The sequence below is a fragment of the Galbibacter sp. BG1 genome, from assembly GCF_013391805.1.
GTDB lineage: Bacteria > Bacteroidota > Bacteroidia > Flavobacteriales > Flavobacteriaceae > Galbibacter.
In genome coordinates, this window is sequence record NZ_CP058364.1 from 484,477 (window position 1) to 509,805 (window position 25,329).

Consider the following 25,329-nt stretch of genomic DNA (forward strand, 5'->3'; position numbering starts at 1 on the left):
CACTTAAGGTTTTAAAAACCCTACTTTTTAAAATAATCGAACTCCGCCCGAAGCTTCTTTAAAGCTTTCATCATTCTTTTTTCTACGGCTTTTACAGAAATATCGAGCATCTCCGCTATTTCAACATATTTTTTACCGTCTATTCTGTTCAACAAAAACACTTCCCGTTCGCCATCGGATAGACTGGCTATAACCTCATTCAATTTTTGCTGAAATTCTTTTTCGCGTAATTTATATTCAGGGTCTTGGTGGGTAGCATCTGTTACAGGATACATATTTTGGTATTCCAAAACTACTTTTTCATGGCGCTTTTCATTTAAAAACAAGTTATTGGCTGTTTGAAAAAGATAGCTCTTGGCTTTTTCCAGTGCTATTTCTGCACATTTATTCCAAATTTTCAAAAAAGAATCTTGTACCAAATCCAATGCTTTGTCTGCGTTTCCGGTACGGTAATACATGAAACTGTAAAGCGATTGTGAATGTGCTTTATAAAATTCATCAAAAATACTATCTTGGCAAAGTTCGCCCTTATTTATAGACATACATTTTATTTTGAAAACTTTAAATATTTCAGAAAACAGGATTTTAACCACAGTTTTTTGCAGTCTTACAAAACAGCTTCAAGACTACTTATTACAAGGGATTACCCGTTTCAAACTCAATATTTTAAAGTTTGTACAGGAAGTAAATTTAAAAAAATTAAGTGAAGCGGTAGGGTTTTTTAAAAGTGAAGTGTCTTACCTATACAAACGCAGAAAATAACGTGTTAAATGAAAACATTTATTACATATATAATCTTTATTGCTTTACTAGTTTCTTGTCAGGAAGAAATTAATGTAAACACTTCCAATGAGAACACCAACAACAAAGAATCGGTTTACACTGCTAAAGCAGAACGGAACAATATGCTGGATGGCACCATAGACGATGTATTGGACAATAATCCTTGTACGGCCTTAAACTTACCAGTTCAAATAGAACTTAACAACACAATTGTTACTATAGTGGAATTAACGGATTTGGATATTTTAAATGAAAACGACCTCATAGAATTGGTTTATCCCATTACGGTAACCAAGCAGAATTATACAACGGTTGCCATTACCAATGAAGAAGAGCTCTTAAAGCTGCAAGAGGAATGTACAGAACTTATAAATAGCGATCGGGCACCAATTACCTGTGTTTCTATAGACTTTCCAATTTCCATTTTTACTATCGTGGACAACAACAAGCAGGATACCATAGAAATTACAAGTAAGGAGGAATATTTCAACTATCTCACCAATTTATCGAGTTCAGAAATTTACAGTGTCGATTACCCAATTTCCTTGCAACAAAAGGACAGCACCACAATTACGGTTCAAAACGATAAGGAATACTTAGATGTCTTAGACGCTTGCGGTAACTAGAAAAAAAAATCACGAAAACATACTCAAAATAAACCGCTTAAAGAATGGCGATTCTTTAAGAGTGGATAACTACGCTCGAAATTTAAACAAATTAAAAACGAAAAATTATGAAAAATTCAGTTAAAAATTTAAAATTAGTTTTTTTAGCAATGGTAACCTTGTTCGCTTCTTGTGCAAAAGATGAGGACGATATGACCAACGAACCAAAGCAAACTTATGCAACGGATGTAGCCCTTACAGATGCACCTATTGACCAAAGTAATGTAAGTGCAGCCGTAGTGACTATTACCGAAGTAAAAGTAAACGGGCAAATGGTAGAGGGGTTTTCTGCCACTACCGTAGATTTAATGACGCTACAAAATGGTACTACCGAGTTGTTAGGGAAAATAGATTTAGAAGCTCAAACTGATGCTACCGTAAGTTTAGTTCTAGACTATAAAAATGACGTACAAGGTAACGCTCCTGGATGTTATGTAGAAACTGTAGACGGTGTTAAACATGCATTGGAAGCAAGCAACAATGAAATTAAAATTCAAGATAAAGTGGAAGTTTTTGCTGCTACTGCCAATAAAATAATTGTAGATTTCGATTTGCGTAAAACTATTATAGCATCGGCCAATAATTCTTCCGATAAATTTGACTTTGCTACAGAAAACGAATTGGAGTCGGGATTAAGATTGGTAAATGAAATGGAAACGGGAAAGGTTTCTGGAAGTGTAAACGATAGCAGTAATACTTCAGAAAAAATAATTGCATTTGCTTATGAAGCTGGAGCCTATACAGATGCGGAGGCACAAGGTACAGGTAGTAGCAACATTACATTTGCAAACGCTATAACAAGTGCAGAAGTGAACAAATCTTCCAGCAAATTTCAATTGAACTTTTTAAAAGAAGGAGACTACGAAGTTCATTTCGCTTCCTATAGCGATGAAGACAATGACGGCGAATTTGAATTCAATGGAATGTTAGAGGTAGAGTCTTTAACCAACATAAACTTAGGCGCCCTTAAAGTAACATCCAATTTAAATTTAGATCTTCAACTTTCGGTAGTTGGGTTTAAAGAATAAGCAAATAGATTTTTTAATAGCAAGGGGAGCAGAAAAATTTTTCTGCTCCCCTTTTTTCGTTGTTTTACAACTCATCTTCATTTCGTTATAAACTTGTTAAGGACATCAAAGAGATGGCGTTTTAAAAATTATTTCCCGTATTTTTGTTTGTAACGGAATAGAATTACGTAACAAACGCAGTGTAATGAATAAAAAATTAATTGCTCCTTCTTTACTGGCGGCAGATTTTGCCAATCTACAGCGAGACATTGAAATGGTAAACAACAGTGAAGCCGACTGGTTTCATATAGATGTTATGGACGGCATGTTCGTTCCAAATATTTCTTTTGGGATGCCTGTTATTAAAGCCATCGCCAAACATGCTACCAAAACGCTGGACACCCATCTTATGATCGTAGATCCAGATCGTTACATTGAAGATTTCGCCAATTTAGGAGTAAATTATCTTACTGTTCATTACGAAACGTGCAATCATTTACACCGCACCATTCAAGCCATTACAGCGGCGGGAATGAAAGCTGGCATTGCTTTAAATCCTCATACCAGTGTACGGGTGTTGGAAGAAGTAATAAACGATCTCGACCTGGTACTTATTATGAGCGTAAATCCAGGTTTTGGCGGACAATCTTTTATTGAAAACACCTATAAAAAAGTGGAGCAGCTTAAAGAAATGATTTTAGCCCATAATGCAAATACGCTTATTGAAGTAGATGGTGGTGTTAATGCCGAAAATGCTAAAAAATTGACAGACGCCGGTGCAGATGTTCTCGTAGCTGGAAGCTTTATTTTTAGCAGCAACAACCCCAATAAAACTATTTCTGAGATTAAAAACAAAATTGCATAATGACACAAAAAGAACTCATAATTATTGGTGGAGGTCCCATCGGGATTGCTTGTGGCCTTGAAGCAAAAAAAAGAGGAATTGATTTTTTAATTATTGAAAAAGGCCCAATTGTAAACTCGCTTTTCAATTACCCGATGAACATGCAGTTCTTTTCTTCTTCTGAAAAACTGGAGATCGATAATATTCCTTTTATCAGTAAAGAAGCGAAACCAAAACGCAATGAAGCGCTGGAATATTACCGAAGAATTGTAACCTCCAACGATCTTGACATCAATTTATTTGAAAAAGTCATTAATGTTTCCAAACAAAAAGACAATTCTTTTGCCGTAGCAACCGATAAAGATGCCTACAGTGCTAATTTTGTTATTGTTTCCACCGGTTTTTACGATCTTCCAAACACCTTGGATGTTCCTGGTGAAGACCTGCCTAAAGTAGCTCATTATTACAAAGACCCGCATTTTTATTCCATGCAAAAATTGGCAGTCGTGGGGGCCAGTAATTCTGCGGTGGATGCCGCCTTGGAATGTTACCGAAAAGGTGCCGAAGTTACTATGATTGTACGCGGGCCTGAAATTGGACCACGGGTTAAATATTGGGTAAAGCCAGATATTGAAAATCGCATCAAGGAAGGGAGCGTAAAAGCTTATTTTAATACCACTGTAAAGGAATTTAAAGAAAAAACCATTGTTTTAAACACTCCAGAAGGAGAAAAGGCAATCGATAATGATTATGTACTGGCGCTAACAGGATACCAGCCGAATTTTCATTTTCTCGAAAAAATGGGTGTAAAACTATCAGAAGACGGTAAGTTTTACCCTCAGTATAGTGAAAAAACCATGGAAACCAATGTTGAAAACCTTTATTTGGCAGGTGTTATCTGTGGAGGTATGGATACGCATTTATGGTTTATAGAAAATTCTCGGATACACGCCAAAATGATCCTCGAAAATATTGCGCAAAAACTGGTGCATTAAGCTCCAGAGGTTTCAAAATTCATCATGTTTTTTATAACGCGGAACAATTCGGGGAATTCTTTTTTAAATTCTATCGGTGTTTCTATAAAATGCTCCAAACAAACCGCAAAAAATTCAAACTTATTGGTATAGGCATATCCTCTCAGATATTTGGTATGCCTAATTTTATCGATGTATTCATCGGTATGCAAAAGATCGTCTATTTTTCTAATGCCGTGGGAAAATAAAATGGAGCTCACATCATTATATTGTTGCGAACCAAAATAAAGAGCGTGTGCAAACTCATGTACCGCCAAATTACTATTGTTGGAAGTGTTGTTTAACCCGGCCATAAAATCCTGCCATGAAAAAACAATGGTCTTAAGCAGCGGATTGAACTCTCCCAGATGATATTTTTGGGTAATTGCCGAAAAGTAAGCATCTGGATAAACGATAATTTTATTAACCGATTCTATTAGGTATCTCCGCATTCCAAAGGAAAGCATAACGGCCACAGTAGCTATCAAGATTTTTCGTTCCCTGGTAACTTCAAAACCGTTTAAACCGATAAAGGTTTTGCTGTTTATAAAAACTACAATCCTATGCCTAAAAACTCGCTGTTTGTAAAGATTAAGCTTATTGTAGAACAGAGAATACTTAGTAATTACCGCAATATCTTCTTCATTAAGCTTTTTGAAATAAATATGGTCGTAGACAATTAGAGGTTTTCCATAAATCCTAGAATAGGCCAAATCCGTAAGGTTGAACCCCCAATAGGTAAATAGTAATACCACAGGAACGCCTAGAATAAATGGAACTATCATCTATTGAAAATACTATTTTTTCACCTAAAACAAAAGCAAAAAATTAAAATTAATTAATTGATGCTCAAGTATTTTAAACAAATTTCAACAATAATTAAGAGAACTTTATAAATCGTTTCCCGCAAATATTAAGGATATTTCGTAGTTTGAAAGGTATGGAAAAGGAAAAATTACAGATTACCAATAAACGTATCCCAAAAAAAATAGAAGCTGAAGTTCTAACGGCACTTAAATATTTTCCAGAATTAAAAAGCACCCCTATTGAGTTTAAGTTCAAAGAGAAGTTAGAGCGTTCTTTTATGCAGGCCCAGCCGGAATTTTCAACAGTCTTTAGAAGACCGAAAAAGCGACGCTACTTTATTTTCATTAGCAGTAGCTTTAATATTGAAGGGGAAGAATTCACCATAGACACTATCCCAAAAGATGTGCTTATCGGTTGGATTGGTCATGAATTGGGACATATTATAGATTACCTACATCGTGGCAGTTGGAACTTAATTCTCTTCGGATTAAAATATATTTTCATTGGAAAACACATTCGTGAAGCCGAACGGGCCGCCGATGTCTATGCCGTAAACCACGGGATGGGAGATTACATATTAAAAACCAAGAATTTTATATTGAACAACACCAGTCTATCTGAAACCTATAAACAGCGAATTAAAAGGCTTTACCTTTCGCCAGAAGATATTTTGCAGTTAACCCAAGAACTAGATCCTAAATCCTAATTTTATCCTTTCTGGTCTTTTACAAAGGTTTCCCAATCTTTAAATTTTTCTTCGCCCATAACACGCTCCATTTTTACCTGTCCGCCTTTCTTTTTATTATGCTCGTTCCAAGCGTGGAAAATTTCTGGATCTACTATCTCCACCTTTACTCCTTTTAACGCCTTAGACCTTGCTACTTTGTAATTTTTATTGGCTCCTTTTAAAGCTTCATCCAAGGCATCTGCAACCGCTTGTGGATCTATATCCATTTGTGGGGATCCCAAATACCATTTATGGTGGTATTCATTATCTATTTTCGTGGCCGCAATTGTAAATTCTGGGATTTCCATATCAAATTTTTCTTCCACAATTTGAATAGCGTCGTTCATTTTATTTACCGAAAGCTGCGAACCTACTACATTAAGGAAAAACTTAGTTCTACCTGTAATAATTATTTCGTGCTTTTCTAAGTTGGTAAATTTTATGGTATCCCCAATTAAATAGCGCCAAGCTCCAGATACAGTGGATATTATCAATACATACTCTACATCCTCTTCCACTTCGCCTATGGTAATGGATGGTGCATCGGCAGTAAGGGAACCATCTTCATTAATATATTCGGGACGGAAGGGTACAAACTCAAAGTAAATACCATTATCCAACACCAATTTCATGGCTTCCGTATCGGGGCGTTCTTGATAAGCCAAAAATCCTTCCGATGCCAAGTAGGTATCTATTACTGTAATAGGATGTGCCAACAAAGCATTAAAACTCTTTTTATAAGGACCAAAAGCCACTCCACCAGAAGTATACACCTGTAGATTCGGCCATATCTCATGAATGTTTTTTACATTGTTGTATTCGATAACTTTTTTCATCATCAACTCCATCCAAGACGGGATTCCGCTTAACGCTCCAATGTCCCAGTTTTTGGCTTCCTCTGCAATTTTTTGTACCCGCTCATCCCAATCGTCTATCTGGGAGATTTCCACTCCAGGCTTATAATATCCACGAAACCAAAAAGGAATGTTACTGGCGCTTATTCCACTTATTTCCCCTTCCAAGTGCCCATCTTTCTCTTTTAAGTCGGTTGAGCTCCCGAGCATCATAATCGTTTTTTCAAAAAAATCTGCTGGCAGGTCGAAGTTTGCCAAAGCACTCACTTGTTTTATTCCGGTTTTTCTTATGGCCTCCAGCATATCTTCTGTAACCGGAATCCTCTTACTGGTTTTCCCTGTAGTTCCACTGCTAAGTGCATAGTATTCTGGACTGCCCGGCCAGGAAACATCTTCCTCGCCTTCGTGAAGGAATTTCCAATACTTATCATTCATTTCATGATAATCGTAATAAGGAACATGGTTGGCAAAATTGCGTTCCATATCTTTCTCCTTCAGAATTTCCCCGAAGGCATGATCTTTACCAAATTTGGTGTTCTTGGCTGTTTCCAGCAGTTGTTTTAAGACTTTCTGTTGTTCTTCCGCAGCATTTCCCTCCGAAGAAAAACTATCTGCTAATTCAATAACACCTTTAATAATAGAACCTATAATTGCCATGTACTTTTTTTGCTGAATTTACTTTATTTTAAGAAAGGAAAATATTAAGAAAACTATAAATTGTAGGGCGCAATCCATGTTTTTAATAACGTAAACGCCATAAAAAGCAATCCTTGTTCAATTATTTTCTTGGGAAAGGAACTTCGTCTGACTCGTAAAAGTTAATTTGTTGGGCAGTTAAGAACCGGTAATGCTGTGCCAACCTCTTTTGGTAATTTTTCCAATCGCGCCTGGCGGAAGGAGACCAAGAAATTTCGGCATATCCTAAAAGACGGGGAAACACCATGTATTGGATGTCTTTAAAAGTTTCTATGGTTTCTGTCCACAAAGGGGCTTCGACTCCCAAAATATCTTTCTCTCGAACACCGTCGAGAAAACTATTGGGATCCCAGTGGTATGCTTTTTCCAGATTTATATATCCAGCCCAATTCAAGCCCAGTTTCGTCAAAGAATCATATTTCATATCCATATATGCCCGAGTAGAAGGAGACATAATTAATTTTGCCTCTTTTTTGGCAGCTTCAATAGCATTCTCTTTCTTTCCCCAAAACTGGACGATGGTTGTTGGTTTAATTTCCGCATGCTGAATTTCGTCCCAACCTATCGGTGTTTTCCCATATTGATAGACCAACTTTTGAACCCGGTTTACAAAGGTGATATAATCTTCCTCTTCCGTAGAAAGCGATTCATCGCCCCCAATATGAAAATAGGGCCCGGTGGTAATGGCTGTTATCTCCCTTATAACATCTTCTACGAAAGTATATGTAATTTCTTTATCTATACAGAGTGAGCTAAAACCTACTTTAGTACCCCTGTAAGCCTCTGTTGCTTTTCCATCGCAGTTAAGCTCTGGGTAAGAAGTTAAGGCAGCATTGGTATGCCCAGGCATATCTATTTCTGGTACCACCGTAATAAAACGTTCTTGGGCGTAACGCACAATTTCCTTATAATCTTCTTGGGTATAAAAACCCCCATCTCCTTCCCCTACTTGCGAGGCAGCACCTATTTCTGTAAGCTTCGGCCAGGATTTTATTTCAATTCTCCAACCCTGATCGTCAGATAAATGGAGGTGCAATGTATTCAATTTATAAAACGCCAGATGGTCGATATATCTTTTTACGGTTTCTACATCAAAAAAATGCCTGGAAACATCTAGCATGCTTCCTCTGTAAACATACGCAGGATAATCTTGAATATGCACTGCTGGAATTGCCCATATCGCTTTGCTTTTGGCAGTTTCCAATTTTTCGGGAAGTAATTGAAAAACAGTTTGCAGCCCCCTAAAAATGCCTTCTTGGGTTTTAGCCTTTAGTATCAATCGTTTTGACGTTACATCCAAAACATAACCTTCTTCTTCCTTTATTTCTTCTGAAAGTTTTAGAACGATCCCCTGATTAATTTGTTCTGAATTATTTTGAATAGAAAGCTTAATTCCGGTTAACTCCTGAAGATATTCAGCTAAATATTCAGCGTTCTTTTTTAAGGATGCCTCCTCGAAATAAATAATACTGGCCGGGGTTACCTTAAACTCCCCTTTCTTTTTCTCTAAACTAACTGGAATGGGAATGAGTCCCTTTTCCAAAGAAATATCTTGGGCAGACAGCCCAAATACCAACATCCCCATGCAATAATGGATTAATGACTTCATTTTAAAATAGCATCGCATGGCAAGTTGGTTTTACAAGTTTAAAATACGTATTCCCAAGAAAGGTTTAACTAAGTTGTTTCCCAACCTTCAGCAACAGATCCCTTGTTAAAGCGATTCCTTTTTCTTCCGAAACCTCAGATCCTTCGTACTCGATCCCTACAAAACCTTTGTACCCGCTATCTTTAACCATTTGCATCATTTTTAGGTAATCGGTATGGGTTTCGTTTCCTTGGGCGTCAAAATCGTGGGATTTGGCACTTATAGCTTTGGCATACGGAAGCATTTCCTTAACACCCTTGTAGCGATCGTATTCTTCTAAACAGCTATGGTTTTCCCCTCTTTCTATACAGAAATTACCGAAATCGGGAAGAGTTCCGCAGTTCTCCATTTCTACCTTTTCCATAACCCCGGCCAACCAAGATCCATTGGATGAAAATCCTCCGTGGTTTTCAACAATTACATTTATGTTTTCTTGCGAAGCAAATTCAGAAAGTTTGGTTAGGGAGTCTATCCCTGCTTTGGCAGCATCTTCCATATTTTCTCCACCTCCCAAGTTAACTCGAATGGCATGGCAACCTAAGAATTTGGCGGCTTCCACCCATTTATAGTGGTTTTCTATAGCTTCCATTCTTTTCTTAACATCAGCATCTGCCAATTGCCCCTCCCTATCGATCATAATAAGCACATTTTGCACCCCTTCCGATTGCGCCCTATCGTTCATTTCACTAAGATATGAAGTGTCTTTAGCCTTGTCGCCAAAAAACTGATTTACATATTCCAACCCTTCGCAACCTAAAGACTTAGCCTTCGCTGCAAAGTCTAAATTATCCATCTCTCCAGATTGTAATGCCTTGTGCAATGACCATTGGGCTAAAGAAATTTTAAAAAACAGGGATGCTTCTTCTTCCACATCTATGGCTGTTACTTCTGTATTTTCCTTTTTTGCTTGTTCTTTGCAGGCCAATGTCCCTAAAAAGGTAAGTGCCAAGCTAGATTTTGCGGTAGCGTTTACAAATTGTCTACGTTTCATTCTTAAAATAAGTTTAGTCAGTTAAGTATATTCAATAAAAGTATGGTATTTTGGAAAACGACCCAAAAAAAGGCCTTTAAAATAGTTCCGATTAGTTAGCCTGTAAAATAGGTTAAAATAGCGATTACTACGGCCACCAAAAGAACCGAAAGCACTACATCGATCCAATTAAAACTATCTTTGCTAAGCTGTTTTTCTTCTTCGGAAAGTGTACCAAAAGCCAATCCTTGAATTTTGGCGTAGTTAGGCGCTTGAGTAGCCAAACTTACAGCCACACAAATAATTACTGAAAACAAACACATAAATATGGCCATATTGGCGAAATTTATCGCTGCAAACTGATATGCCAATCCACTTCCAATATGTTCTCCCGTAGCTTTGTAATGGCCAATTTCCCCCGTGTAGTGTAACTCTGCGCCAATTCGCAATGCCGCAACCACCAAACCAGAAAACAAGGTTACTATAGCAGCTTTAGAATTGACCCTTTTCCAAAGTATCCCCAACACAAATACCGCGGTAATGGGAGGTGCTATGTACGATTGAACACTTTGCAAATATTGATACATTACACCGCCTCCTATTTTTTCCATGATGGGAATCCAAATAATACCCAATACAACTACAATAGCGGTTGCTATTCTACCAATATTCAAAAGTTTTTTCTCGGTTTCCTGCGGACGTAACTTTTTATAAATATCAATAGTAAATATGGTAGAGCAAGAATTAAAAACGGAGGCCAAAGAACTCATCAAAGCTGCCATGAGTCCGCCAGCTACCAAACCTTTTAGACCAACGGGCAATAGCGCTTTTACCAATGTAGGAAAAGCTTCGTCTGCCCTACCCAATTGAATAACACCTTGTTGATCTAAAGCATAAGCTATAATCCCAGGGATAAGGAAAATAAAGATGGGTAATATTTTTAAATAAGCCCCAAAAATAGCTCCCCTTCTCCCAACAGTTATATTATTGGCTGCCAATGTTCTTTGTACTATGTATTGATCGGTACACCAATACCAAATTCCCACCACGGTACCGCCAAATAATAGTCCCGTCCAAGGAAAATCGGGATCGGTCATAGGGCGCCACATATTAAAATGTTCTGGGCTTGTAGCACGAACGGTTTCTTGTAATTGGCTCCAACCGCCGACCGCCTCCAATCCGAGAAACGTAATAATAACAGACCCTAAGATTAAGATAACCGTTTGTAAGGTTTCCGTATAGATTACAGCTTTCATACCACCAACAATGGTATACAGGCCCGTGAAAAGCACAATCCCAATCGCACCATACCAAAATGGAATCCCTAACAATTCAGAAACCACAATACCCCCTGCATAAATTGTTACCGACACTTTGGTAATTACATAACCGACCAATGAAAAGATGGACAAAAACCAACGCGAACGGCTATCGAATCTTTTTTCCAAAAATTCGGGCATGGTAAATGCGCCACTACGAATATAGAAAGGGAGAAAAAGCCATCCCAGCAATAGAACTATCCATGCATGGAGTTCGTAATGTGCCATTGGCATTCCAGATTCTGCTCCGGTACCCGCAAGGCCGACCACATGTTCTGAACCAATGTTGGATGCAAAAATAGAGGCTCCAATAACAAACCAGCCTACATTACGGCCCGCCAAAAAGTAATCTTCTGTATTTTTATTTTTTTGTAAAACTACCCAAATAGCAACTGCAATTAGTGCCAATAAATACACTCCTAAAACAATCCAATCTGCCGTTTCTAAAACTGATTTCATATAATTTTGGTTAGGTTTTGAAAATTAAAATATAGTCATTTAGACTATTAATAGGTTTATGCAATTTTACTTTAAAATTTTAGAAATAGCATAAATAATTCAAAAAAAATTATGGAAATCGGTATTAATGCGGTCTTCGTTTCATAAAATTGTAAATTTAACCCATAAAAAAATCAGCCCGAAAGCTGATTTTTTTTACTTTAATTAAGATTTAGAAAGTTGTAAATTACTCCTTGGCATTTACCATCCACTGTATATTATATTTATCGGTGCATCTACCAAAATAATCGCCCCAACTGGACTTTTCAAATGGTTGGTGAACGCTTCCTCCACCGCTTAACTTTTTAAAGATATCTTCAGCTTCCTCTTTAGAAGTTGCATCGATACTCATATACATATTAGATCCCGAAGTTATTGGGGTATCTGGAGATGCATCGTAAGCCATAAAGTGAAAGCCTTTCCCTTTAAGTTCGGCATGTTGCAAATTGTGCCTATAACTTTCTGGAATATCCATGTTTTTATCTTCATACGTTTGCTTGTTAACCACTTCTCCACCAAATATTCCTTTGTAGAAATTAAGGGCTTCTTCACATTGATTTTTAAATGCTAAATATGCTTGGATTTTCATAATGATAATTTTTAATTAATGTTGATTTTCTATTAATTTAATATCATCAAAACGAACGGAATATCGTGTTAAAAATTCGTCAATAAGCATTATATTAACATTTACTTTTGTTGAATTTATGATTCAAGGTCGCTACAAGAACTTTCTTCAGTAAAAAACCGACAAAGCTTTCTTTTGCTTGTAAATGTAAAATTGGTTTTTAGAAAAGATAATTCAGCAATAAATTTTAGCTAAAGTGATTGCCGCTCAATGAAGTTAAATGGATTTTTCACTTTGCCTTTTTCTTTATTCAAGATCATTTGAGCAGCTGTTTCCCCCATTTTTTGAAAATCAGTGGAAATTACAGTTATCCCCAACAACTCCTTAAGCGGTGTATCGTTATAAGAAATAACCCCAATACTTTCTCCCAAAGTAAAATCCCTTTCGCGAATTTGTTTTATCAAACTCACTAAATCTGCCTCTTCAATGGTAATAAATAAATCGCCCTCTTTAAGAATCATATCTTCGTAAACCTCATCGATAATATCAAATTGCAGGTCGAACTCCACACAAAATTTACGAAAACCATGTAAAATCCTCTTAGGATAGGGATAAACAGACTTTTCTGGATATACCAAAAATAGTTTTTTATACTTTTTAATGCTAGCAAGACCATCTTTTAAAGCACCGTAAATATCGGCTTCAAAATCTTGGAAAATTTCTACAATCCCTTCATCTAAATCCATTTTATTATTATCCAAAATCAATAACTTTTCCTTCGGAATTTTATGGATGGCTTTAATTATTTTATCACTGAAACTAACATGGTGCAAATCTTCATTTTTAAAATGGGGCATGATTACATAATAATCGTAAGCACCTAGGTTCTTTTCCATTAAATTTAGAAAAAGTGTTTCATCGCAATGGTAAATATGAAGATCTGTATGGGAATTCCCGCCGATAGCATCTATAAAAGAGTTATAGATCCTCATTTTATAGGAACTCAATTTATTTATTAAAAATAGGATATTAATTTTAGAAATAAGCTGCGTTCTGGTAATGTAATATCCCTTTCCTCGGATGGATGAAATAATTTTGCGCTCCTTTAAAATGCTATACGCTTTTTCTACCGTGTCCCTGGAAAGATAAAACTCCTCGCTAAATTGATTAATAGATGGAATTTTATCATCCATTTTAAGGTTTCCAATGGAAATATTATGAATAATAGAATCTACAATTTGTTTGTATTTAGGTTTTCTTGAGCTCTCGTCGATCCTAATATATTCAAGCATCTTAAAAATTGTTTGTTTGAAGGAGTTAAGTCTATTTACAGCCTATGTCTAATAGCTTTACAATTATACTATATTGAATAATTAAAATCTAATATTTCACACCTTTTTTATAGATAACGGTACAGTACAGGACAGATAGCATTTCAATATAAATTAGTTTAGCTGAAGATAATTTGTATAACCAAAGAATAAATATGAACACCTTGGCTAAAAAATTTAAACATGTAGACTACTTATGGGATGAAGAAAAAGCTGCAAGCTTGGGAGATGATCAAGTAGCATTATTTCTGTACCGTTCTAACATTTTAGGCGCCGATTTACGCATTACCAATTATGGTGGTGGAAATACCAGTTGTAAAACCATTGAAAAAGACCCACTCACCAATGAAGATGTAGAAGTTATGTGGGTAAAGGGTTCTGGTGGAGACATAGGCACCTTAACTCGTGCAGGAATTGCCGGGCTGTACACCAATAGATTGAGAGACCTCAAAAATGTTTACGGCGGTCTGGAAGATGAAGACCGTATGGTGGGCCTTTTTAACCATTGTATTTACGATCTTGATAGTAAAGCACCTTCCATAGATACACCCCTTCATGGATTATTGCCGTTTAAACACATAGACCACTTGCACCCAGATTCACTTATAGCAGTGGCTGCAGCAAAAGACAGTGAAAAAATAACCAAGGAAATTTGGGGTGACACCATGGGGTGGGTACCTTGGCAACGCCCTGGTTTTGATCTCGGACTTCAATTGGAGAAATGCTTAAAAGAAAATCCGGGGATTCGAGGGATCGTGCTGGGTAGCCATGGTTTATTCACGTGGGGAGATACTTCCTATGAGTGTTATATGAACAGTTTGGAAGTTATTGAAACAGCTTCGGAATATATTGAAAACAAAATCAAAGAAAACGGAAGCGTTTTTGGAGGGCAGAAAGTAGAAAGCCTTCCGGCCGGGGAGCGAAAGCAAAAAGCAGCTCAGCTCATGCCACTCCTTAGAGGCCTTTGCTCTTCAGAAAAAAACATGATTGGGCATTTTACCGATAGCGATACTGTTTTGGAGTTTATAAACAGCAACGACCTATCGCGCTTGGCACCAATGGGAACTTCGTGCCCAGATCACTTCTTGCGTACCAAGATACAACCGTTGGTATTGGATTTGGATAGAAATGAAGATCTAACCGACACCATTTCGGTTCTGCATAAACTAGAACCCGCTTTCGAACAATATAGACAAGAATACGCCGAGTACTACAATAATTGCAAGCATGATAACAGTCCGGCTATGCGGGATGCCAATCCGGTAATTATTATTTACCCAGGCGTAGGAATGTTCTCTTTTGCCAAAAATAAGCAAACCACCCGTGTAGCAAGTGAGTTTTACGTAAACGCTATAAATGTTATGCGTGGTGCGGAAGCTATTTCAGAGTATACTTCTTTACCAAGACAGGAAGCATTCGATATTGAATATTGGTTGTTGGAAGAAGCAAAACTGCAAAGAATGCCAGCCGAGCAACCACTTTCCCGAAAAGTAGCCATTGTAACTGGTGCCGGAGGAGGAATAGGAAAAGCCATTGCCGATAAATTGGTGGCTGAAGGTGCCAATGTAGTATTGACGGATATCAGTGAAGATTCGCTTGAAGAAGCCGAAAAAACATATAAAAAAGATCAAGTGGCAACAGCCATTTGCGATGTAACAAAAGAAGAATCGATTATTGCAGCCTATAAAGAAGCTTGTTTGGCTTTTGGGGGTATCGATATCATTGTACACTCGGCAGGATTGGCCATCTCCAAATCTTTGGAAGATACCACCCAAAAAGATTGGGACTTGCTACAGGATATTTTAGTTAAAGGTCAATTTTTAATGGCTCAGCATGGTGTTGCAATCCTTAAAAACCAAGGATTAGGCGGTGATATTGTAAATATTGCTAGTAAAAACGGACTCGTTTCAGGGCCTAATAACGTAGGTTATGGAACGGCCAAAGCGGCCCAACAACACATGACGCGCCTATTGGCAGCCGAACTTGGAGAAGCCAAAATAAGGGTAAACACTGTTAATCCAGATGGCGTAATTGTAGGTAGCAAAATATGGGAAGGTGCTTGGGCAGAAGGCCGAGCAAAGGCTTATGGCATAAAAGTGGAAGACCTCCCTGCACACTACGCAAAAAGAAACTTATTAAATGAAATAATTTATCCAGCAGATATTGCCAATGGTGTATTTTCATTGGTTGCCATCTTGGATAAATCTACCGGAAACATCATCAATGTAGACGGTGGAATGGCAAATGCATTTGTTAGATAAATGTATAGTTGTTAGTTAGCTTTAGATGTTCCATGGGTTTTCTTCATGCCCACGGACATTTAAAAATTTAGTACTTTCAATCATTCATTTTAAATATCGAAAACTTATTTCTTGTGTTTAAAACACTTAAAAGAACAAAACATACAATTACTTATGAGAATTAACCCAGACCAACTGAGTCATAACAACAAAGAAGATCTTAACGCACACCAATCTCAATACAAAAACCTCACAGAGGTATTAATTAACAAAGGAAAAAACATTCAGAAAATCATTCAAAGTTTAGCCGATTTTCAAGTTGCGATCCCAAGTTGGGCATTAGGGGCTGGAGGTACGAGATTTGGGAGGTTTTCTTATCATGGAGAGCCTTCATCTTTAGAACAGAAATTAGAAGATATCGGGGTAATACATGCGCTTACTCAAACTGCAGGCGCGGTATCGCTGCACATCCCATGGGACATCCCGACCGATTACTCCGCCATTAAAGAACTAGCCTCTAGTTTGGATATTAAATTTGATGCCGTAAACTCGAACACTTTTCAGGATCAGAAAAACGGTAAGGAATCTTATAAATTTGGTTCCCTAAGCAATACCAGTAAAGCGGTTCGCGACCAAGCCATTGCTCATAATATCGATGTAATAAATATTGGGGATAAACTAGGTTCTAAAAGCATCACGGTATGGTTGGCAGACGGCAGCTCTTTCCCAGGCCAGGCTAATTTCCAAATGGCATTGACGCATACACAGGATAGTTTAAAGGAAATTTATAAAAACCTCCCGGACGATTGGAAGGTTTTTATCGAATACAAACCTTACGAACCTTATTTTTACAGCACGGTAATCCAAGATTGGGGCACCTCTTTTATGCTGGCCAACGAATGCGGTGAAAAGGCATTTACGTTGGTGGATTTGGGACACCATTTACCAAACACCAACATCGAACAAATCGTTTCTACGCTTATGCTGAAAGGAAAACTTGGTGGGTTTCATTTTAACGATAGCAAATATGGGGATGATGATATTACTGTAGGCTCCATTAAACCGTATGCTCTGTTCTTGATTTTTAATGAATTGGTCTACGGAATGGAAAACAACCCTCAGAACCCAGCACTTTCTTGGATGATCGATGCCAGCCATAACTTAAAAGACCCATTGGAAGACCTTATCCAGTCGCTCGAAGCTATACAAATAGCTTATGCCAAAGCCTTATTGATCGACCAAAAAGAATTGAGGGAAGCACAACAGGAGCATGATGTTACCAAATGTCAAGAAATACTTCAAGAAGCCTATTTAACAGATGTAAGGCCGCTGGTTCGGGAGGCAAGGTTGCAACGAGATGGAGCCATTAACCCATTGCAGCAATACCGATTGCTTGGCGTAAGAAAACAATTGATTGAAGAAAGAGGAACAAATACAGTAGCTACAGGATTATAAAAAGTTTATATGAAAAAGAAAGTCACGGCTGTTTTTGATATAGGAAAGACCAACAAGAAATTTTTTCTTTTTGATGAAGACTTCCAAGAGGTGTATCGGGAATATGTTGCCTTTGATGCTATTGAAGATGAGGACGGCCATCCTACAGAAAACCTGGAAGTGCTTCAAAATTGGTTAAAAACCCTTTTTCATAGAATCTTGGAGGCTGAAGAGTTTGATGTTAAGGCCATAAATTTCTCATCCTACGGTGCCAGTTTTGTTCATCTGGATGAAAACGGAAATGCCCTTACCCCACTTTACAATTATACAAAACCTATTTCAGAGGAGGTCATAACTTCCTTTTATAAAAAATATGGGCCAGAACTTGAATTTACGAGGGCGACCGGATCTTCCAAAGAAGGCCTCTTAAATTCAGGAATCCAACTGTATTGGCTAAAACATACTAAACCAGAAATATTTGGAAAAATTAAATACTCTTTACATTTACCTCAGTATTTAAGCTATATCTTTACGGGGATTCCACTTAGTGAGTATACCAGTATTGGTTGCCATACCGCACTTTGGGATTATAGTAAAAAAGATTACCATACTTGGGTCTACAAAGAAGAAATACATAAAATCCTTCCGCCCATAGTTTCCACGGAAACCAGTATCAATATGAATTACAATGGGAAACGCATTAAAATTGGAGTTGGCATTCACGATAGTTCTTCAGCACTACTTCCTTATGCAAGGAGTTTGCAAGAACCTTTTATTCTTGTTTCAACGGGAACATGGAGCATCGCTTTAAATCCGTTTACCACTAGTGAGCTCTCCACAGAAGAAGTCGCAGATAACTGTATAAATTACATGCGCATCAACGGGAAGGCTGTTAAAGCATCTCGTTTGTTCTTAGGGAATGAATATAAAATTCAGGTAAAAAAACTATCGGAATATTACCAGGTAGCGGAAGATTACCATAAAGCGGTACAATTCAATGAAGATACCTATTATGAGATTACTAAAGATTTTGAGAATCTTTTTACATGGGAAAGTATAGCAAACGATCTATTGGTTGAAAACAAAACACTTCCTTACGAAACTTTTGAGCATGCCTATCACCACCTTATGATCGAACTGGTAATGCTACAGGTTAAAAGTATCGAAACCGCGAAAGGTAAAGATGCCATCTATAAATTGTATGTGGACGGCGGGTTTAGTGACAATGATGTGTACATAAAACTGCTGTCACATTATTTAAGAAATATGGAATTGAGAACAACCAACGCATCTCTCGGTTCGGCTTTGGGAGCTGCTATAAGTATTTCGGACACCAAATTGAACTCTAAATTCTTAAAAAAGAATTATTCCTTAAAAAAACACGTTCCTCTTATCGTAAAATAACTATTCCATGGCACTCACATTTAATCAACAGTATCCATCCGTCGACGATCTTAGGACGAAAGCCAAAAAAAGAATGCCGCGTTTTGCGTTTGAGTATTTGGATGGTGGCTGCAATGAAGATATTAATTTGCACCGCAACACCAGCGAACTTAGGGAGGTGCAATTAGAGCCCCGTTATTTAAAAAATTACAAGGATGCTTCCATTAAAACAACGCTATTCGGGAAAGAATACGACGCTCCATTTGGAATAGCCCCGGTAGGACTGCAGGGACTTATGTGGCCAAATTCCCCTGTCATATTGGCGAAAGCCGCGTTTCAGCATAATATCCCATTTATATTAAGTACGGTTACCACGATGGATATCGAAAAAGCAAGCGAGCTTACCGAAGGAAATGCATGGTTTCAGTTGTACAATCCCGTAGAAGACCATATCCGAAAAGATATTATTAAAAGGGCTGGAGATGCTGGCTGCCCTGTATTGGTCTTGTTATGTGATGTCCCTACATTTGGCTATCGCCCGCGCGATTTTAGAAACGGGCTGGCATTACCTCCAAAAATGTCCATTAACAACATACTCCAGATCTTGGGGAAACCAACTTGGGCTTTCAATACCCTTAAGCACGGGCAACCCAATTTCGAAAATTTAAAGCCATATATGCCAGAAGGGCTCAACCTAAAACAATTGGGGAAGTTTATGGATCAAACTTTTTCCGGTAGGCTGAATGAAGAACGCATCAAGCCAATTCGGGATCAATGGAAAGGAAAGTTGGTATTGAAAGGGGTAGCTTCGGAAGCCGATGCCCAAGAAGCCATAAGACTTGGTTTTGATGGCATTATAGTTTCCAACCACGGCGGAAGGCAACTGGATGCTGGGGAATCTACCATAAAACCACTCACTACCATTGCCGAGAAATACGGAGACCAGATTGAGGTAATGATCGATAGCGGACTCCGTTCGGGGCCAGACATCGCACGTGCTATGGCCAGTGGAGCTAAATTTACGTTTATGGGCCGCTCTTTTATGTACGGGGCTGCCGCCTTGGGAAACAAGGGTGGCGACCACACCATTTCCATGCTTAAAATTCAGCTGAAACAAGTGATGGATCAATTGTGCTGTGAAACTATTGAAGACCTTCCAAAACATTTGATTGTTCCTTCCTAAAAATTCTTCTTAAGGATCATTTTTATGCATTATTTATAGTTAGCGGCCTCTCATAAAAGATGACTCGCTACTATAAAATTTTATTTAGATATTTACGGTATTAAAATTTATTCGTGAAATGAGCCATAACAATCGAGTTAGCACTAACCGTAATGTGTAATGGCAAATTCCATCTGCCTGCCGTCAAAACAGGTCTGATCAATTAAAAAAATAGAAAAAAAACAGATGAAAAAATCTATTTTACTCGCTATACTTTCTGGGTTGTTACTTGCCTTGGCGTGGCCAACTTACGGGGTTCCACTTCTTGCTTTTATTGGTTTTGTGCCTTTGTTATTGGCAGAAAAAAGCATTCGTGAATCTCAATTAAAAAGAAAGGGAGCGAAAGTGTTTTTTACGGCTTATATTACCTTTATTATATGGAACAGCATTACTACTTGGTGGATTTGGTATTCCACCCCCTTTGGAATGTTTTTCGCATTGGCCGTTAACTCATTGTTAATGACGATTGTATTTTCCCTCTATCATTTTGTGGCAAAAAGACTGCCTGCAAAAATTCATCTTATATTTCTCCCAGCCATCTGGATGGCCTTCGAAAAGTTTCATTTAAATTGGGATTTCTCATGGCCTTGGTTAAACTTAGGAAATGTCTTTTCAGAATACACCACTTGGATACAATGGTATGAGTATACAGGTGTTTTTGGTGGTGCTCTATGGATATGGATTATTAATATTGGGGTATTCAAAACCGTTTCTCATTACAAACAAGAGAAAAATAGAACAATCCTTACCAAAGGAATAGCCAAAAATGTATTGCTTATTGCCATCCCCATTATTCTATCGCTATTTTTACTATATAATTACGAAGAGTCTTCTAAAACCGCAGAAGTTACCTTGCTGCAACCTAATATCGATCCGTATTCCCAGAAATATGACATCTCTAACCTTCAAATGACGCAAAATTTAATTGCTATGGCAAAACCGGTGATTTCCACCAAAACGAACTACGTTATCGCACCAGAAACTGCCTTGGCCAAAGGATCTCCTATCGATCGTTTTGATGACAGTAGCGAAAAAATGATGCTTCAAAAATTCGTAAGGGATTATCCAAACATGCAATTTATAACGGGAGTCGATTTTTACCGGCACTATACAGAACAAAAACAGCCGAGTGCCACTGCAAATTATTATGGGCCTAACGGTTGGTTCGATTTTTACAATGCAGCCGTTCAGGTTAATAAAAATAGCGTGACGGAAAAATATATAAAATCCAAATTGGTGGTAGGTGTGGAAAATTTTCCTTTTAAAAGTTTTTTAGAACCCTTACTTGGCGATGTTATGCTCGATCTTGGTGGTACCGTTGCCATGAGAGCCACGCAAAAAGAGCGTTCGGTCTTTACCTCTTCTGATGGCTCTTTAAAAGCAGCACCCATCATTTGTTACGAATCTATTTATGGGGAATTTGTAACCGGGTATGTAGAGAAGGGCGCAAATTTTTTAGCCATAATTACCAACGACGCTTGGTGGGATAATACTCAAGGACACAAACAACATTTAAGCTACGCTCGCCTACGTGCCATTGAAACGAGAAAAAGTGTGGCAAGAAGCGCCAATACAGGGATTTCAGCCTTTATAAATGAAAAAGGTGAGCTTACAAAAACGTTGGCATACAATGAAAAAGGAACATTATCTGGCGCTATTACCATTAACAACAAAAAGACATTTTATGTAAAATACGGCGATTTTATTGCTAGAATAGCGGTTCTTTTTGCTGGGATGATCTTACTCTACGCTATAGCCAGAAAAAAAGGGAGTTAACTTACTTTTTAAACTTTTTCACCCCTGCGGTAATATTATAATCCAAATGGTTTTCTTTGGGCACTATAGGGCAAGAATATTCTTTGTTGTAAGCACAATAAGGATTGTAAGCCTTGTTGAAATCTAAGGTTAGAGAATCTCCCTTCGGAATTCTTAAGTCGATGTACCTGCCGCCACCATAGGTTTCCTTGCCATTGGTTTTATCTGTAAAGGGAAGAAAAAGGTAGTCGCTATAATCTTCCGTTTCTTTTAATTGCTGATTTTGATATACGTTTAGTTGAAAATCTTTTTCCCCCAGTTTAAAGTGAAGAATTCCAAAAACAACTTCTTGGGACTTCCTATCAGTAGTTGTGGGCATTAAAAAAGGTTGCGCATTAGGGGTACGCTCTAGTTTAGCTTTTACGCTATAATTGGTGTCTATAGGGAAAAAGTCCAAACTTTCAAACCCTATAAAATCTTCTTTTGTTAAAGGGGATTCTTCTGGGTTGCTAAATTCTTCATTTATTTTTTGCTGAAATTCTTTAACGGAAACAACTTTGTTTTCTGGAGTTGTTCCTTCTTGGGTTTTTACTTCAGCTACCTTTTCACTACTATGATATTTCTTTCCGTCGTTACAGGAAAGCAGTATGGCGGTGCAGCAAAAACTTAAAAATAATACTTTTCCCATTTTTTGAAGATTTTTTATCAGCACAAAAATACAACTTCCGGAATTTTTAAGTAGCTTTGTTTGTATAAATAAAAACGATGAATCTATTTACCACATATACAAAGTCTTGTGTGAAATCACTGTTACGCAGTTGGTGCTTTTGTATGTTGTAAAGAGTTACAATTATAGTTTATAGAAGCCCGACGCCAAAAACGTCGGGCTTTTTCTTTTAAATCAACCCATAAAAAAATCCAAATGAAAAAATTGTATTTTGGATACATTTCATCTTTTCAAGGTCTTTCCACAGAAGTGTGGTGGCTCGCATTAATTTCCTTAATTAATCGCGCGGGCACTATGGTAATTCCATTTTTATCGCTTTACTTAACCCAATCCTTAAATTTCACCTTGGCAGATGTAGGCTGGATCATGAGTTTTTTCGGCCTCGGTTCTGTGATTGGTTCGTGGATTGGGGGAAAACTAACGGATAAAATAGGCTACCACAAAATTATGGCGTTTAGTCTCCTCGCCTCTGCCCTATTTTTTGTGCTTTTGCAATTCTTAAATTCCTTTTGGGGTGTTTGCCTTGGGATATTTTTCGTCATGCTGGTAGCAGATATGTTCCGGCCAGCGGTTTTTGTTGCCTTAAGTGCCTACAGCAAGCCCGAAAACAAAACACGATCGGTATCCCTAATAAGACTGGCCATTAACTTGGGATTTTCTGCAGGTCCGGCCATTGGCGGACTCATAATTACCAATTTAAGCTACGGAGGTCTTTTTTGGGTAGATGGTATTACCTGCCTACTTGCAGGATTTTTACTTTTAAAAGTACTCAATCCTAAAAAGGCAAGAGTTTTGGATGAGGTGAAAAATGATTCGCCTACATCTGCTTATTCCGATTTTTCGTATTGGATATTTTTTGTTGCCATGATTATTTTCGGATTTATATTTATGCAGTATTTCTCCACGATACCCTTATTTTACAAAGAGATTTTCGCATTAACAGAAGATGAAATCGGTTTGCTATTGGCGCTTAATGGATTGTTGGTGTTTACATTTGAAATGCCTTTGGTGCAATATTTTGAAAAAAAGTCATGGACTTCCCTTTCTAGCGTGATATTTGGTTTAACATTAACACTGCTTAGCTTTTTGGTACTAAATTTATACTCATGGATTGGCATTCTTTTGGTTGGAATGGTTTTAATGAGCTTTGGTGAAATGTTGGTTTTTCCATTCTCCAATGCCTTTGCATTAAATAGAGCCAAAAGGGGGAATCAAGGCGAATATCTGGCACTATATAGCATTGCATTTTCTTTTTCCCATATTTTGGGGCATAATTCGGGTTTTCATTTAATAGATGTATTCGGATTTGAGTTTACTTGGTATTTTATGGTGGCATTAGGAATTGTTGGCTGTTTATTACTCGCGTATTTAAAACGTAGGATTTCCATTCCCGGTAATTAGATCTAGAAAACTGACTTAAGAAAATTCTTGAATAAATGTATTTTATTTGTTTTCAGTAGGTTAAAACGTTAATTTAGAACTTTTAATTAAACAACCGACGTTTTAAGCAACCACCAAAAATGATAAAAAAGACCTTATTTGTAGCATTTTTAATTTTTTTACAATCCATATTTTCTCAGAATGAAATTGCCTCCTCCATTTCAACAACTCAAATAGAAGAGAAAACGGCAACCATTAACGACAGTCTGATAAAAATTCGTAGGGATTTGCACAAGTATCCAGAATTGGCCGGCAATGAGAAAAGAACTTCAGAAAAAGTAGCGGCTTATTTGGAAGCCTTAGGACTGGAAGTACACAAAAACATCGGTGGATATGGTGTGGTGGGCGTTTTGCAAGGTAGGGATGGAGGAAAAAAAATAGCTTGGCGGGCCGATATGGATGCCCTGTCCTCAACCGCACCAGATCCTGTAGAATTTAAATCTGAAAACAAGGGAATAAGGCACATTTGCGGGCATGATGTGCACACAACCATCGGATTGGGCATTGCCAATGTTTTATCCTCGTTGAAAGAAGACTGGGCAGGAACGATGTATTTTATTTTTCAGCCATCCGAAGAAAACTATCAAGGAGCACAAGAAATGTTGAGTGATGGTATTATGGAAATAATAGATCCTGATGAAATCTACGCACTTCACGTTACCGCATTTCCTCAGGGATATACCGCTGTAAAAGCACAAAACCCATATTCTTTCACCAATAGATTAGACGTAATTTACAAAACGACTAAGGATCTAGATGAAATCACCGAGTTTACTAAAAAATTGGTTAAAAACCATGTTAGAATTCCAGCTGACGCGAGGTTTAGCGACTACAATAGCTTGGGGGACCCTGAAGTTGGGATAGCCAGTGCACAAACAATTTTTACCGATTATTTAACCTTGGCATCTGACTTTAAGGTTGAAGAAAACCCGGAAAATCTAAAAATAAGTGTTTATGTGAATTCAAGTAACAAAAAACAACTTGATTCCCTGCTTAGCGATCTGAAATTGACCATTAAGAAATCTAAGTTTGCCAATACACTAGAGCAGGTTATATACACGAATAAAAAAGGAACGGTTGTGAACGATGAAGCCTTAACCGCCAAAGCAATTGAAAGTATAAGCAAGGCTTATGGTAAATCTAAAATTATTCCTTTATACGGAGTTATTCCAGGGAATGTGGGAGATGATTTTTCCTATTTTCAAGATGAAATTCCAGGTGTTTATTTCTTTTTGGGTGGCTCCAATTTTGAAAAAGGAATTATTGCCAACCCACACGCCCCAAATTTTATGGTAGACGAAGCATGCATCCAAACAGGGGTGGAACTATTTTCGTCTTTCCTTTTAGATCGCCTTTAGTACAGGTTAATCAAATAAAAAATGTTTTTCACGAAAGCAT

General features: G+C 37.6%; 21 protein-coding genes. 12 read left to right on the top strand and 9 right to left on the bottom strand.

Going from position 1 to position 25,329, the window contains the following annotated elements; all coding sequences use genetic code 11:
• Positions 1-20: 20 nt before the first annotated feature.
• On the bottom strand, positions 21-542 hold the full coding sequence (locus tag HX109_RS02105) for an RNA polymerase sigma factor (RefSeq protein ID WP_178949566.1): 522 nt from the start codon (positions 540-542) through the stop codon (positions 21-23).
• A 228-nt stretch (positions 543-770) separates the two neighbouring features.
• Between HX109_RS02105 and HX109_RS02110 the strand changes: the two genes are divergently transcribed.
• From HX109_RS02110 to HX109_RS02125, 4 genes are all read left to right on the top strand, one after another.
• Positions 771-1,409, top strand: a complete 639-nt coding sequence (locus HX109_RS02110) for a hypothetical protein (RefSeq protein ID WP_178949567.1) — start codon at positions 771-773, stop codon at positions 1,407-1,409.
• Between the two features lie 107 nt (positions 1,410-1,516).
• Positions 1,517-2,476: a DUF4382 domain-containing protein gene (locus HX109_RS02115; RefSeq protein WP_178949568.1), complete on the top strand. Its 960-nt coding sequence runs from the start codon at positions 1,517-1,519 to the stop codon at positions 2,474-2,476.
• Positions 2,477-2,660: 184 nt separating this feature from the next.
• Positions 2,661-3,320, top strand: a complete 660-nt coding sequence (rpe, locus tag HX109_RS02120; RefSeq protein ID WP_178949569.1) for a ribulose-phosphate 3-epimerase — start codon at positions 2,661-2,663, stop codon at positions 3,318-3,320.
• Positions 3,320-4,294, top strand: coding sequence for a YpdA family putative bacillithiol disulfide reductase (locus tag HX109_RS02125; protein WP_178949570.1), 975 nt, complete (start codon positions 3,320-3,322; stop codon positions 4,292-4,294). Before rpe ends, HX109_RS02125 begins: the two co-directional genes overlap by 1 nt.
• Here the strand turns inward: HX109_RS02125 and HX109_RS02130 are convergent.
• Positions 4,291-5,097, bottom strand: a complete 807-nt coding sequence (locus HX109_RS02130; RefSeq protein ID WP_178949571.1) for a zinc-dependent peptidase — start codon at positions 5,095-5,097, stop codon at positions 4,291-4,293. The genes HX109_RS02125 and HX109_RS02130 overlap by 4 nt on opposite strands.
• A gap of 155 nt (positions 5,098-5,252) precedes the next feature.
• Here HX109_RS02130 and HX109_RS02135 point away from each other — a divergent pair, with 155 nt between their 5' ends.
• Positions 5,253-5,825, top strand: a complete 573-nt coding sequence (locus HX109_RS02135; protein ID WP_178949572.1) for a hypothetical protein — start codon at positions 5,253-5,255, stop codon at positions 5,823-5,825.
• Between the two features lie 2 nt (positions 5,826-5,827).
• Here the strand turns inward: HX109_RS02135 and HX109_RS02140 are convergent, their stop codons facing one another.
• The 6 genes from HX109_RS02140 to HX109_RS02165 all read right to left on the bottom strand — a co-directional run bounded on the left by HX109_RS02140 (position 5,828) and on the right by HX109_RS02165 (position 13,691).
• On the bottom strand, positions 5,828-7,357 hold the full coding sequence (locus tag HX109_RS02140) for a GH3 auxin-responsive promoter family protein (protein ID WP_178949573.1): 1,530 nt from the start codon (positions 7,355-7,357) through the stop codon (positions 5,828-5,830).
• A 121-nt stretch (positions 7,358-7,478) separates the two neighbouring features.
• Positions 7,479-9,005: a beta-N-acetylhexosaminidase gene (locus HX109_RS02145; RefSeq protein WP_178949574.1), complete on the bottom strand. Its 1,527-nt coding sequence runs from the start codon at positions 9,003-9,005 to the stop codon at positions 7,479-7,481.
• 64 nt (positions 9,006-9,069) lie between these two features.
• Complete coding sequence (locus HX109_RS02150) at positions 9,070-10,035, bottom strand: sugar phosphate isomerase/epimerase family protein (RefSeq protein WP_178949575.1); 966 nt, start codon at positions 10,033-10,035, stop codon at positions 9,070-9,072.
• Positions 10,036-10,130: 95 nt separating this feature from the next.
• Positions 10,131-11,792, bottom strand: coding sequence for a sodium:solute symporter (locus HX109_RS02155; RefSeq protein WP_178949576.1), 1,662 nt, complete (start codon positions 11,790-11,792; stop codon positions 10,131-10,133).
• 226 nt (positions 11,793-12,018) lie between these two features.
• On the bottom strand, positions 12,019-12,420 hold the full coding sequence (locus HX109_RS02160) for a VOC family protein (protein ID WP_178949577.1): 402 nt from the start codon (positions 12,418-12,420) through the stop codon (positions 12,019-12,021).
• 230 nt (positions 12,421-12,650) lie between these two features.
• Positions 12,651-13,691 (bottom strand): GntR family transcriptional regulator, encoded by a 1,041-nt coding sequence (locus HX109_RS02165; RefSeq protein ID WP_178949578.1) that lies wholly within the window; start codon positions 13,689-13,691, stop codon positions 12,651-12,653.
• A gap of 194 nt (positions 13,692-13,885) precedes the next feature.
• Here HX109_RS02165 and HX109_RS02170 point away from each other — a divergent pair, with 194 nt between their 5' ends.
• The 5 genes from HX109_RS02170 to lnt all read left to right on the top strand — a co-directional run bounded on the left by HX109_RS02170 (position 13,886) and on the right by lnt (position 21,785).
• Positions 13,886-15,991 (top strand): bifunctional aldolase/short-chain dehydrogenase, encoded by a 2,106-nt coding sequence (locus HX109_RS02170; RefSeq protein WP_178949579.1) that lies wholly within the window; start codon positions 13,886-13,888, stop codon positions 15,989-15,991.
• A 153-nt stretch (positions 15,992-16,144) separates the two neighbouring features.
• Positions 16,145-17,425 (top strand): sugar isomerase, encoded by a 1,281-nt coding sequence (locus HX109_RS02175; RefSeq protein WP_178949580.1) that lies wholly within the window; start codon positions 16,145-16,147, stop codon positions 17,423-17,425.
• A 9-nt stretch (positions 17,426-17,434) separates the two neighbouring features.
• On the top strand, positions 17,435-18,808 hold the full coding sequence (locus tag HX109_RS02180; protein ID WP_178949581.1) for an FGGY-family carbohydrate kinase: 1,374 nt from the start codon (positions 17,435-17,437) through the stop codon (positions 18,806-18,808).
• A gap of 7 nt (positions 18,809-18,815) precedes the next feature.
• A complete protein-coding gene (locus tag HX109_RS02185; protein ID WP_178949582.1) occupies positions 18,816-19,970 on the top strand; it encodes an alpha-hydroxy acid oxidase in 1,155 nt (384 codons plus the stop codon).
• Between the two features lie 225 nt (positions 19,971-20,195).
• Positions 20,196-21,785 carry an apolipoprotein N-acyltransferase gene (gene lnt, locus HX109_RS02190; RefSeq protein ID WP_178949583.1) on the top strand — a complete coding sequence of 530 codons (1,590 nt, stop codon included), beginning with the start codon at positions 20,196-20,198 and terminating at the stop codon, positions 21,783-21,785.
• 1 nt (position 21,786) lies between these two features.
• Here the strand turns inward: lnt and HX109_RS02195 are convergent, their stop codons facing one another.
• Positions 21,787-22,452 carry a DUF1684 domain-containing protein gene (locus tag HX109_RS02195; RefSeq protein WP_178949584.1) on the bottom strand — a complete coding sequence of 222 codons (666 nt, stop codon included), beginning with the start codon at positions 22,450-22,452 and terminating at the stop codon, positions 21,787-21,789.
• 234 nt (positions 22,453-22,686) lie between these two features.
• On the opposite strand from HX109_RS02195, the gene HX109_RS02200 reads away from it, so the two are divergent.
• Both HX109_RS02200 and HX109_RS02205 read left to right on the top strand, forming a co-directional pair.
• Complete coding sequence (locus tag HX109_RS02200) at positions 22,687-23,892, top strand: MFS transporter (RefSeq protein WP_178949585.1); 1,206 nt, start codon at positions 22,687-22,689, stop codon at positions 23,890-23,892.
• Between the two features lie 119 nt (positions 23,893-24,011).
• The gene (locus tag HX109_RS02205; protein WP_178949586.1) at positions 24,012-25,289 is read left to right on the top strand and encodes a M20 family metallopeptidase; all 1,278 of its coding nucleotides are present in this window, start codon (positions 24,012-24,014) and stop codon (positions 25,287-25,289) included.
• Positions 25,290-25,329 lie beyond the last annotated feature (40 nt).

What these genes read in the sequence shown, in the direction of transcription:
- HX109_RS02105 (WP_178949566.1), bottom strand. Translation starts at nt 542, where the DNA reads ATGTCTATAAATAAGGGCGAACTTTGCCAAGATAGTATTTTTGATGAA.
- HX109_RS02110 (WP_178949567.1), top strand. Translation starts at nt 771, where the DNA reads ATGAAAACATTTATTACATATATAATCTTTATTGCTTTACTAGTTTCT.
- HX109_RS02115 (WP_178949568.1), top strand. Translation starts at nt 1,517, where the DNA reads ATGAAAAATTCAGTTAAAAATTTAAAATTAGTTTTTTTAGCAATGGTA.
- rpe (WP_178949569.1), top strand. Translation starts at nt 2,661, where the DNA reads ATGAATAAAAAATTAATTGCTCCTTCTTTACTGGCGGCAGATTTTGCC.
- HX109_RS02125 (WP_178949570.1), top strand. Translation starts at nt 3,320, where the DNA reads ATGACACAAAAAGAACTCATAATTATTGGTGGAGGTCCCATCGGGATT.
- HX109_RS02130 (WP_178949571.1), bottom strand. Translation starts at nt 5,097, where the DNA reads ATGATAGTTCCATTTATTCTAGGCGTTCCTGTGGTATTACTATTTACC.
- HX109_RS02135 (WP_178949572.1), top strand. Translation starts at nt 5,253, where the DNA reads ATGGAAAAGGAAAAATTACAGATTACCAATAAACGTATCCCAAAAAAA.
- HX109_RS02140 (WP_178949573.1), bottom strand. Translation starts at nt 7,357, where the DNA reads ATGGCAATTATAGGTTCTATTATTAAAGGTGTTATTGAATTAGCAGAT.
- HX109_RS02145 (WP_178949574.1), bottom strand. Translation starts at nt 9,005, where the DNA reads ATGAAGTCATTAATCCATTATTGCATGGGGATGTTGGTATTTGGGCTG.
- HX109_RS02150 (WP_178949575.1), bottom strand. Translation starts at nt 10,035, where the DNA reads ATGAAACGTAGACAATTTGTAAACGCTACCGCAAAATCTAGCTTGGCA.
- HX109_RS02155 (WP_178949576.1), bottom strand. Translation starts at nt 11,792, where the DNA reads ATGAAATCAGTTTTAGAAACGGCAGATTGGATTGTTTTAGGAGTGTAT.
- HX109_RS02160 (WP_178949577.1), bottom strand. Translation starts at nt 12,420, where the DNA reads ATGAAAATCCAAGCATATTTAGCATTTAAAAATCAATGTGAAGAAGCC.
- HX109_RS02165 (WP_178949578.1), bottom strand. Translation starts at nt 13,691, where the DNA reads ATGCTTGAATATATTAGGATCGACGAGAGCTCAAGAAAACCTAAATAC.
- HX109_RS02170 (WP_178949579.1), top strand. Translation starts at nt 13,886, where the DNA reads ATGAACACCTTGGCTAAAAAATTTAAACATGTAGACTACTTATGGGAT.
- HX109_RS02175 (WP_178949580.1), top strand. Translation starts at nt 16,145, where the DNA reads ATGAGAATTAACCCAGACCAACTGAGTCATAACAACAAAGAAGATCTT.
- HX109_RS02180 (WP_178949581.1), top strand. Translation starts at nt 17,435, where the DNA reads ATGAAAAAGAAAGTCACGGCTGTTTTTGATATAGGAAAGACCAACAAG.
- HX109_RS02185 (WP_178949582.1), top strand. Translation starts at nt 18,816, where the DNA reads ATGGCACTCACATTTAATCAACAGTATCCATCCGTCGACGATCTTAGG.
- lnt (WP_178949583.1), top strand. Translation starts at nt 20,196, where the DNA reads ATGAAAAAATCTATTTTACTCGCTATACTTTCTGGGTTGTTACTTGCC.
- HX109_RS02195 (WP_178949584.1), bottom strand. Translation starts at nt 22,452, where the DNA reads ATGGGAAAAGTATTATTTTTAAGTTTTTGCTGCACCGCCATACTGCTT.
- HX109_RS02200 (WP_178949585.1), top strand. Translation starts at nt 22,687, where the DNA reads ATGAAAAAATTGTATTTTGGATACATTTCATCTTTTCAAGGTCTTTCC.
- HX109_RS02205 (WP_178949586.1), top strand. Translation starts at nt 24,012, where the DNA reads ATGATAAAAAAGACCTTATTTGTAGCATTTTTAATTTTTTTACAATCC.